At 71.4% G+C, this 9,119-nt stretch carries 9 protein-coding genes; 3 read left to right on the top strand and 6 right to left on the bottom strand.

The window, feature by feature from the left end; genetic code table 11:
- Positions 1 to 54: 54 nt before the first annotated feature.
- From ACWGIH_RS41870 to ACWGIH_RS41850, 5 genes are all read right to left on the bottom strand, one after another.
- Entirely contained in the window at positions 55 to 2,022 is a 1,968-nt protein-coding gene (locus tag ACWGIH_RS41870; RefSeq protein WP_453451678.1) for an FUSC family protein, read from the bottom strand.
- A 51-nt stretch (positions 2,023 to 2,073) separates the two neighbouring features.
- Positions 2,074 to 3,117, bottom strand: a complete 1,044-nt coding sequence (locus ACWGIH_RS41865; protein ID WP_453451677.1) for an endonuclease/exonuclease/phosphatase family protein — start codon at positions 3,115 to 3,117, stop codon at positions 2,074 to 2,076.
- Between the two features lie 93 nt (positions 3,118 to 3,210).
- Positions 3,211 to 4,080, bottom strand: a complete 870-nt coding sequence (locus tag ACWGIH_RS41860; protein WP_453451676.1) for a hypothetical protein — start codon at positions 4,078 to 4,080, stop codon at positions 3,211 to 3,213.
- An 86-nt stretch (positions 4,081 to 4,166) separates the two neighbouring features.
- Entirely contained in the window at positions 4,167 to 5,018 is an 852-nt protein-coding gene (locus tag ACWGIH_RS41855) for an ABC transporter permease (protein ID WP_453451675.1), read from the bottom strand.
- Positions 5,015 to 6,013 carry an ATP-binding cassette domain-containing protein gene (locus ACWGIH_RS41850; protein ID WP_453451674.1) on the bottom strand — a complete coding sequence of 333 codons (999 nt, stop codon included), beginning with the start codon at positions 6,011 to 6,013 and terminating at the stop codon, positions 5,015 to 5,017. The genes ACWGIH_RS41855 and ACWGIH_RS41850 overlap by 4 nt, the downstream gene beginning before the upstream one ends.
- A gap of 191 nt (positions 6,014 to 6,204) precedes the next feature.
- Here ACWGIH_RS41850 and ACWGIH_RS41845 point away from each other — a divergent pair, with 191 nt between their 5' ends.
- Both ACWGIH_RS41845 and ACWGIH_RS41840 read left to right on the top strand, forming a co-directional pair.
- Positions 6,205 to 6,648: an SH3 domain-containing protein gene (locus ACWGIH_RS41845; RefSeq protein ID WP_453451673.1), complete on the top strand. Its 444-nt coding sequence runs from the start codon at positions 6,205 to 6,207 to the stop codon at positions 6,646 to 6,648.
- Positions 6,649 to 6,746: 98 nt separating this feature from the next.
- Complete coding sequence (locus ACWGIH_RS41840; protein WP_453451672.1) at positions 6,747 to 7,139, top strand: hypothetical protein; 393 nt, start codon at positions 6,747 to 6,749, stop codon at positions 7,137 to 7,139.
- 131 nt (positions 7,140 to 7,270) lie between these two features.
- Here the strand turns inward: ACWGIH_RS41840 and snpA are convergent, their stop codons facing one another.
- Positions 7,271 to 7,936: a snapalysin gene (snpA, locus tag ACWGIH_RS41835; protein WP_453451671.1), complete on the bottom strand. Its 666-nt coding sequence runs from the start codon at positions 7,934 to 7,936 to the stop codon at positions 7,271 to 7,273.
- 220 nt (positions 7,937 to 8,156) lie between these two features.
- Here snpA and ACWGIH_RS41830 point away from each other — a divergent pair, with 220 nt between their 5' ends.
- Positions 8,157 to 9,095, top strand: coding sequence for a LysR family transcriptional regulator (locus tag ACWGIH_RS41830; RefSeq protein WP_453451670.1), 939 nt, complete (start codon positions 8,157 to 8,159; stop codon positions 9,093 to 9,095).
- The last annotated feature ends 24 nt before the right edge of the window (positions 9,096 to 9,119 follow it).

Raw genomic sequence — 9,119 nt, 5'->3', positions numbered from 1 at the left:
GGCTGGAGATTTCCCCGGCTCGGGGAAATCTCAGCCCGGCCGGCGTTTGAGCCCTCACCCCCGCGGCGGCGACGCGATCGCCCTCGCCGCGGCCACCTCCTGGCGCAAAGGTTCCAGGACGCTCTCCTGGGGGCCCGTGAAGGACGTGGAGACCTCCTCCAGGATCTCCGAGCCCCGCAGCCCCTCGGAGAGTTCACGCAGTTGGCGGGCCACCTCACCCACCTCCGTGAGGGTCGGCTCCGCCGCCCCGTGCCGGATCCGCACCGCCGCGGCGGTGGTCGCGTCCACGATCCGCTCGACCGCGATCACCAGGGGCCACCACGCCGCGGCCCTCGCCCCCACCGGGGGCGGTTCGGTCAGGGCGCGCTGGAATTCCGTGCGGACGACGGACAGGTCCCGGTACAGACCGCGCCGCATCCGCGCCCGCGCCCCCGCGTCCACCGCCGTGCCGAACGCGCTCTCGACGTACGACGCCGTGTCGGCGACCGCGTCCGCCAGACGGTCACCGATCCGCGTGTGCCAGCTCTCCGGCCACAGCAGGTACCCGGCCACCAGCGAGATCGCACAGCCGATGAGGCTGTCCACCAGGCGTGGCACGACGAGCCCGAAGCCCTGGTGGTTCAGGACGTCGGAGAGCAGGAGGATCACCGGGGTGATCGCGGCGGTCTGGTAGCCGTAGCCTCGCGGTGTGAGCGCCGGGATCAGCGCCGCCAGCACCAGCATCACCGGCACGTCCCACCACCCCCGCGGCACCTGCGACAGGACCGCGGCCGCCACCACGAGCCCCGCCGCCGTGCCCAGCGCCCGCAGCACCGCCCGCGAGAAGACCGAGCCGAAGTCGGGCTTGAGGACGAACGTGACGGTGAGCGCCACCCAGTAGGAGCGGGGCACCTCGACCAGGGACACCAGTGACTGCGCGATGCCGATGCACAGGGCGAGGCGCAGCCCGTAGCGCCAGGACGCGCTCGACAGGATGACGTTGCGAGCGGCCCTGCGGGTCCTGACGCGCAGGGCCGCGGGGCGGCCGAGGCGGTCGGCGGCGTTCAGGACGCCGTGCGGGTCCGCGTCGTTGAGGAGCTCGGCCACGTGCCGCAGGGCGTGGTCGACGGCGTCCGCGGAGGGGTCGAGGGGCTCGGGGAGCACCGGGTCGGGGACCGGGGCGGGCCCGGGAGCCGCCACCGCGTCCGCGAGGCGCCGCACCTCCGCGGGGTACTCCGGGGGCATCGGGATGCCGCACTGGTGTGCCGCCGGCGCGGCCTCGATGACCGGGGTGATCGCGTTCAGTTGGGCGACGAGACGGATCAGGTCCGGGTTGCGGCCGTGCGCGCGGGTGCGGCGGGCGAGCACCAGGTCGTACGACTGGTTCAGGGAGGCGGTGACGGCCGTGCGTGCCTCGCCGTACCGCTCGGTGCCCGCCGCTTCGAGCAGCGCGGCGACGCTCCGGTAGGTCGCGGCGACGGCGGCGCGCTCCGGGATGCCGGATCTGAGCGGCCAGGCGAGCAGGGCGAGGGCGAGGACCAGCAGGCCGCCGCCGGTCATCAGGACCGGGGCGAGCCACCAGTCCCCCGGCATCGGAAGCCCGGCCCCCACCACGGAGTTGAGCAACAGAAGCAGTCCTGACACGGACGCCACGGCGCCGATCGTGGACATCATCCCGGAGACCAGCGCCACGAGGGTGACCACACCGACCGCCACCCAGCCGTGCCCGAAGACGAGCGAGCCGATGGTGACGCCGAGCGCTCCGAAGAGCTGCGGCACGGCGATGTTGTAGACCCGCATGCGGTACGCGTCGGCGGTGTCGCCGATGACCCCGGACAGGGCGCCCATGGAGGCGAGCGCGCCGTACGCGGGCTGTCCCGCCGCGAGGCCGACGAGAAGGGGCAGCGACAGGCCGATGGAAGCGCGCGCCACCGCGGCCCACGGGACCGGCGCCGTCTGCGGCTTGAGCGTCCTGACCAGCCAGGGAGGCGGGGCGAGGGCGCTCAGAGGGCCCGGTGGTGCGGGTGGGTCGCGGCGGGGCATGCGGCCATTATCGCCGCGCCCGATGCCGCTCTGCCCGGCCTGACCTGCGTGTTACCGGCCGTCCTGCGGGTCGGCCTCGTGCAGCGTCAGGTCCACCACCAGGGTCCGGTGGTCCGTGTCGCCGATGTCCAGGAAGCGGGCGTCGCGGGCCGCGAAGTCCGGGGTGGCCAGTACGTGGTCGATCTGGGTGCCCAGCGGTTTCATCAGGTCGGCGGGCCAGCTCGGGGTGCGGGCCGATCCCGCGAGGCGTGCGGCGTCGCGTACGCCGCCGGTGTCCAGGATGTCGCGGAAGGCCGCGTGGTCCTGCGTGGCGTTGAAGTCACCCGCGATGATGGTGGACCGCTGCGCGCGCTTGCCCTCGGCGGCGTAGTCGCGCAGTTCGGCGAGTTCGGTGCGCCAGGTGGAGAGTTGCTCGGGCAGCGGCGGCATCGGGTGGGCGAGCTGGACGCGGACCTGGTGGCCGCTCTTCAGCTCGGCGACGGCGCCGGGCATGCCCAGGGTGCCCGCGAGGCCGCTCGCCTTCTTCAAGGGCAGCTTGCTGACGATCACCGAGCCTTCGGCGCCGCCCGCCTCGCTTGCGGTGCGGTAGGGGTAGTCGGAGCGGGGCAGTTCGTCGCGCAGGGTGTCCGAGCAGGTGTAGTCGCACTCCGGGACGAAGAGGAGGTCGGGTTTCTCCTTGCGGACCGCCTTGAGCAGGCCCTGCGTGGCCTTGCCGAACTCCACGTTCGACGCCATGACACGGATCTCGGCGACGGCCGGTCCCGCCGGTTCGTCCGTCTTCCCGTACGGCTCCATGAACCAGGCGACACCGCCGAGCGCGACGACGCCCCAGACGAGGCCGACGCGCCAGCGGGCGAGCGCCGCGAGCAGCAGGGCGGCGATCACGGGAGCGAGGAACAGGGGCAGGAAGGCGAGCAACTGCGGTACGGGGGTGAAGCCGTCGGAGTCGGCGACGCGGAACCCGAGGAGTGTGCTGACGCCTGCCAGCAGGAGGGCCGCGAGCCAGGCGGAGGGGCGGTGCCTCGGGCGCCTCTTCGCCTGCGGCTCCGGCCAGTCCTCTTGGGGTGCCGTCCTCGCTGCCGTTGCGCTGTCCAAGGCCGGCCTCTCCGTCTGGTGGGATCTCGAATCCTCCCTCAGAGACGGCTGGAGGTGGGGGGAGGGTTGCATTTCCCCCATCCCGCCCCGAGATCATCCAGCCCGTCCGGCGTTTGAGGACGAACTCGGCGGAGCCGGTGGCTGACGGCGCCGAAGCAGCCACGCGGCAAGCGCGACGCACAGCCCCGCCCCCAGAATCACCCATCCCGCCACGCTCAGCGAGTGGGTCAACGCGTCGTACACCGCCTCCGCGGCCGGGCGGGAGACGTCCTTCGGGAGGTCGTCCAGGGTCAGGCCCCGTACCACCGTGACCGCGACGCCGAGGAGCGCGCCCGCGAGGGCCGCGCCGAGGGCCGTGCGGATGATCGCGCGGCGGCGGTGGACCGCCAGGTAGATGCCCGCCACGGCGAGGAGCACCGCCGCGACCGGAAGCCAGAGGCCCGCCATCTGGAGCATGTGGAATCCCTTCCCGAAGGGGCCGAGGTCCGACGACTCCATGAGCGTCACCTCGGTGTGCGTGACCGGGATGCTGTCGGCGAACGGCACGCCGTCAGCGGCCAGTTGGCGCTTGACCTGCTCGGTGATGGGCGCGAGATCGATGGTGACGGCGCCGCCGTCCGACTGATCGCTGAGCGCGCCCTGCACGGCGTCGTGCGCCGCACGGTTGGCCGCGTCCCAGGCCGTCCTGAAGGCCTTCGTCCCCGTGAAGGACCGCACCGCGTCCCCGAGGAACGACTCGACGGTGCCCTGCAGCGGGCCCACGTCGATCTCCTTCATCACCGAGTCCGTGACCGCCTTGGTCACCGCGTCCCGCACGTCGGGGTCGGAGGCGAGCGGCGCCATCGTGGCGACGTACTGATCGGCGTCCTCGATCTCGTACTTCGCCCAGGTGGAGAGCGCGCCGAGCGGCACGAGGAGGACCGCGAGGACCAGGAGGACTGCGGACAGCGGGCGTCTGAACACGCCCCAAGGAGAAGTCCCGGTCACGCGGGGCGCGACCGGGACGCGTGCATACGGGGCAAGAACTCCCACCCGTCGTGCGAATGGTCCTACTTACGGTTGTAGAGCCTCATCGTCACCGGGCCGAAGACCGCGACGAGCAGCACCGCCCAGCCGAGCGCCCAGACCAGCGACGAGCCCGGCGACGTGCCCGCCATCAGATCGCGGACCGCGGAGGCGACATGGGTGATCGGGTTGTTGTTCACGAAGGCCTGGAGCCAGCCCGGCATCGTCTCGGGCTTCACGAAGATGTCGCTGAGGAACGTCAGCGGGAAGAGCACCATCATGCTGACGCCCATCACCGACTTCTCCGTGCGCAGCAGCAGGCCGAACATCGTCCACACCCACGAGAAGGCGAAGGAGAAGACGAGCAGGAGGAGCACCCCGGCCACGACGCCGAGGACGCCGCCGTCCGGACGGAATCCGACGATCATGCCGACGGCCAGCATCACCAGGGACGCGATGGCGTAGCGCAGCATGTCGCCGAGCAGGTAGCCGACCATCACCGAGGGGCGCCAGATCGGCAGCGTGCGGAAGCGGTCGAAGACGCCCTTCTCAATGTCGATGTTCACCGAGACGCCCGTGTACATCGTGATCATGACGACGGACATCACGAGGATGCCGGGCAGCAGGTACTGGATGTACTCGCCCGGCGACCCGGCGAGCGCGCCCCCGAAGAGGTACGTGTACATCAGCACCATCATGATCGGGAACGCCGTCACGTCGAAGAGCTGCTCCGGCACATGCTTGATCTTGAGCATGGCCCGCCAGCCGAACGTGAGGGACGCGGAGAGCGCGCTGGGGCGCTGCGGCCGGTCGCCGGCGACGAGCAGTTCGGCGAGGGACTCGGTGCTGACCGGCGCCAGGTCCTGGGCGTCGGATGTGGTGGTCGCGGTGCTCATGCCGTTGCCTCTTTCTGCGCCATGTCCGTCGCGTGATGGGGGTTGCCGGTGAGGGCCAGGAACACCTCGTCCAGGCTGGGCTGGCCGAGGGAGAAGTTGTCCACGGTGATGCCCGCGCGGGCCAGTTCGGCGAGGGCGCGGGACGCCTTCTCTGCGGCGCCCCTGCCGTTCGCCCCGCCGTTGCCGACGCGGGCGGTGAGGGCCACCGGGTCGGGTTCGAGCTGCACCTCCGCGTCGAGTGCGACGCGCAGCGCCCGTGCCGCCTCCTCGCGTTGGTCCGCGTCCCGGAGCCGCACGTGCACCGAGCCCGCGCCGACCGACGCCTTCAGCTCGCCCTTGGTGCCCTCGGCGATGACCTTGCCGTCGTCGATGACGGCGATGCGGGACGCGAGGTGGTCGGCCTCGTCCAGGTACTGCGTGGTGAGCAGGACCGTCGTGCCGTGCGCGACGACCGCCCTGACGATGTCCCAGACCTGGTTGCGGCTGCGGGGGTCGAGGCCCGTCGTCGGCTCGTCGAGGAAGAGCAGGTCGGGGGTGTTGAGGATGGACGCCGCGATGTCGATGCGGCGGCGCATGCCGCCGGAGTAGTTCTTCACCTGGCGGGTGGCCGCTTCGGTCAGGCCGAAGGCCTCCAGGAGCTGCGCCGCCCTGCCGTACGCCGCTTTCTTGCCGTGCCCGGTGAGGCGGGCCAGGAGCACCAGGTTCTCGGTGCCGGTCAGGTCCTCGTCGACCGAGGCGTACTGCCCGGTGAGGCTGACCCTGCTGCGTACGGCGTCGGCCTCCCGCACGACGTCGTGGCCGAAGACGTGGGCGTCGCCGCCGTCCGGGCGCAGCAGGGTGGCGAGCATCTTGACGGTGGTGGTCTTGCCCGCGCCGTTCGGGCCGAGCAGACCGTAGACCGTACCGGCCGGGATGGTGAGGTCCACGCCGTCGACGGCGCGGTTGTCCCCGAAGGTCTTCACCAGGCCCGCGGTCTCGATGGCCACGCTGTTCATGTCGTACGCCCTCTCCACATCAGTGGTCGGTCACGGGGACCACGTCGGTGGTCCGTCACGAAGTCAGACCGTCCGCGCGGCGCAAACTCATCGTCCGGTGGAGCGTTAACCCGAACGGGTGTTTGCTGGAGGGGGGAGAAGAGGGTGGGGACAGGGGGAAATCGGGGAAATCCGGAACGAGGAGGTCGATCATGCGGACCACTCCGGCCCTGAGAACCACTCCGGCCGCCCTGGGAACTCTCGTCACCGCGCTCCTGACCGCGGGCGCACTGTCCCTCGGAGGTGCCGCACCAGCATCAGCCGCCGCGCCACCCGCGCACAACGACCACGACGTGGTCTGGGGGACCATCATCGCCCCCAAGGACCTGAAGATCCGGGACGCGCCCTCCACCGGCGCCTCGGTCGTCGCGAAGCTCCCCGGGGAGAGCCAGGACCGCGTCGAGTGCCAGACGCGGGGTTCGAGCGTCTGGGGCAACACGTACTGGTACTGGCTGGGCGGGGTGCGGGGCTGGGCGAGCGCCGCGTACGTCGACACCGGCGGACACCACGTGCCCAGCTGCGCCACCGCGGACCCGTGCCAGGAGTACAAGCCCTGCTGGAACACCTGCGAGGGCGGCTACAACCGCGACCACTGAGACCGCCGAGTTGCCGGGCGGCGCCGGCGGGTGTGCCCTGGATGGTGGGGCGGGCGTGAAACGCGGGACCGGGGGCGGAGGAGTCTGGAGGAACCGTCATGGCTCACGTGGCATCCACGTCATCCGTACCCCGCGTCCGCGGGGGCTCCCACGTCACCGGGATCGCGCCGGTCGCGCTGGTCCTCGGCCTCGTCTACGGCGTCTGGGCCGCCCAGATCGCGCGGGACGCAGGACCCATCACCACCGGCAACGTCCTGCTCGGCGTCGTGGCCGGAATCGTCTTCGCCGCGCTCTTCATGGGCCTGTGGCAGGCCGCGCCCCGGCTGCCGCGCGAGCTGCGCGCTGCGGCCTGGGCCGCCTTCGCCGGAATCTCCTTCGGCTACATCTACAGCCTGACGGACGCGACGATCCTGCGGTCCGTGTTCATGGCGCTCGCGGTGACGGCAGGGGTGTTCGCCATGACGTTCTACCGCTACTACACGCGCGAATGACCGGTACGGAGCGCACTGCGCGCAGCACGTACCCGTAACGCACTGTGCCCACCGGCGTCGAGCGCGCCGATGGGCACAGCGGGTCGTTCAGCAGGAGGTCAGCAGCAGGTCAGCTCACCTCGGCCGTCACCTCAGCCGACCTTCTCCAGTCTGTCCAGCTTGTCCAGCGCCTTCGCGAGACCGTTGGCCCACAACTGGTCGACCTTGGCCCGCTCGTTCGCGTCCGGCTGCGAGTTGGTGCACGAGGTGCCCGGACCGCCTCCGGACATCAGCTCACTGCACGGACCCTCGTAGTGGTCCGGCAGGCCGAGGACGTGACCCGTCTCGTGCGCGGTCACACGGGTCGAGTCGTACTGCTGGTTCTGCGCGTAGTCCAGGAAGATGTAGCCCTGGCCGTGGCCGTCCGTGCTCGCGTACGAACCGCGCGGGTCATTGCCCTCGCGGTACTCGAAGCTCGCACCGCCACTCCCCTCCTGGAGCTTCACATTGGACACCGCGCCATTCCAGATGGAGGTGCTGCTCGCTATCTGCTGCGCGAAGGTCGGAGCACCTGAGGCGTCGTACACCACGGTGACCTGCTTCGCGCCCGGGTTGGCCGCGCGCTTCTCGGCGACCGACTTGAGGACGGCGTCGAAGAACGCCTTGTTGGCCGCGGCTTCCTCGCCGGATCCCGCGTAGTTGGCGTACGCGGAGGTGGCGGACGGCGCGGTGGGGGTCGCTGCCGTCGCGGACGTCGTGCCGAGACCGGCTGCCGCGAGGCCGATGACGGCCGCGACGGACAGGTAACGCTTGTTCATGTGGGGGGCTCCCTACTCGTTCGGTGAAAGGTGAACGGTTCGGTACCGGGAGTGTCAGGGAGCCGGGGGCCTGAGCGGATGATGGCAAGTGGCGATAGCGCGGAGCTATCGCCCGCCGTCCGCCAACCTTCCGCGGGGTGACGCGCGTGCCCAACTCAGGTGGTTCCCGTGGGGTTTGTGAGTCTGGTGCGGCGCCCCTCACCGCTCTACGCTCACGGCCATGGAGCTAGAGGTGAGGCACCTCCGCGCACTGTGCGCCATCGCCGACACCGGCAGCCTGCACAAGGCCGCGCGCCAACTCGGCATGAGCCAGCCCTCGTTGACGACGCAGCTGCGCCGCATCGAGCAGGAGATCGGCGGCCAGCTCTTCGCCCGCGAACGCACCGGCTGCCGTCCGACTCCGCTCGGCCGCGTCGTCCTCAGCCGTGCCCGCCCGCTCGTCAGCGAGATGCGGGCGCTGGTCAGCGAGACCAAGGCGGCCGCCGCGCGCGCCACCGAGGGGCCGCAACTGCGCATCGGGTCCACCGCCAGCCGTGCCATACCGGGCTGGCTGCGGCGGCTCCGGGTGCGCCTGCCCGCCACCGAGACCTCGCTCCAGATGGACGTCTCCGCGAACGCGCTGCTTCGCATGGTCGCGGGAGGGCAGCTCGACGTGGCCTTCGTGCACGAGGTGGAGGGGAGCCCGCTGCGGATGCCGGAGGGGCTGCGGTGGCGCGTACTGGTCGAGCGCGAGCCGCAGTTCGTCTTCCTGCCGGCCGACCATCCGGCGGCCGCGCAGCCCGTCGTCCACCTCAGTGACCTCGCCGCCGACCGGTGGATGGTGGACCCGACGGTGGACGGTGAATGGGACGGGCTGCTCCGGGTGCTGCGGGCCGCCGGCCTCAACCCCCGTGTCCTGCACGGCGACTACCTCACCGCGTCCTCGCTCGTCGCCACCGGTGAGGTCGTCACGGTCTGCCAGCCGACCTCGCACGACAGACCCGACATGGCGGTACGGCCGCTGCACGGCGACCCGCTCGGCGTGCGGCTGCTCGTGGCGGCCCGCACGGAGCAGGCGCTCGACGCGGTGTACGGGGATCTCGAAGCCTCGTACTGGGAAGCGGCACGCCAGTCACCTGCTTACGGGGAGTGGCTCGAAGGCCGGGCGACGGCGGCGTGAGGGTGGCTCGGCGGCGGGCGTGAC

The sequence above is a fragment of the Streptomyces sp. NPDC054872 genome (genome assembly GCF_053610705.1).
This window is presented reverse-complemented; position numbering and strand designations above follow the sequence as displayed.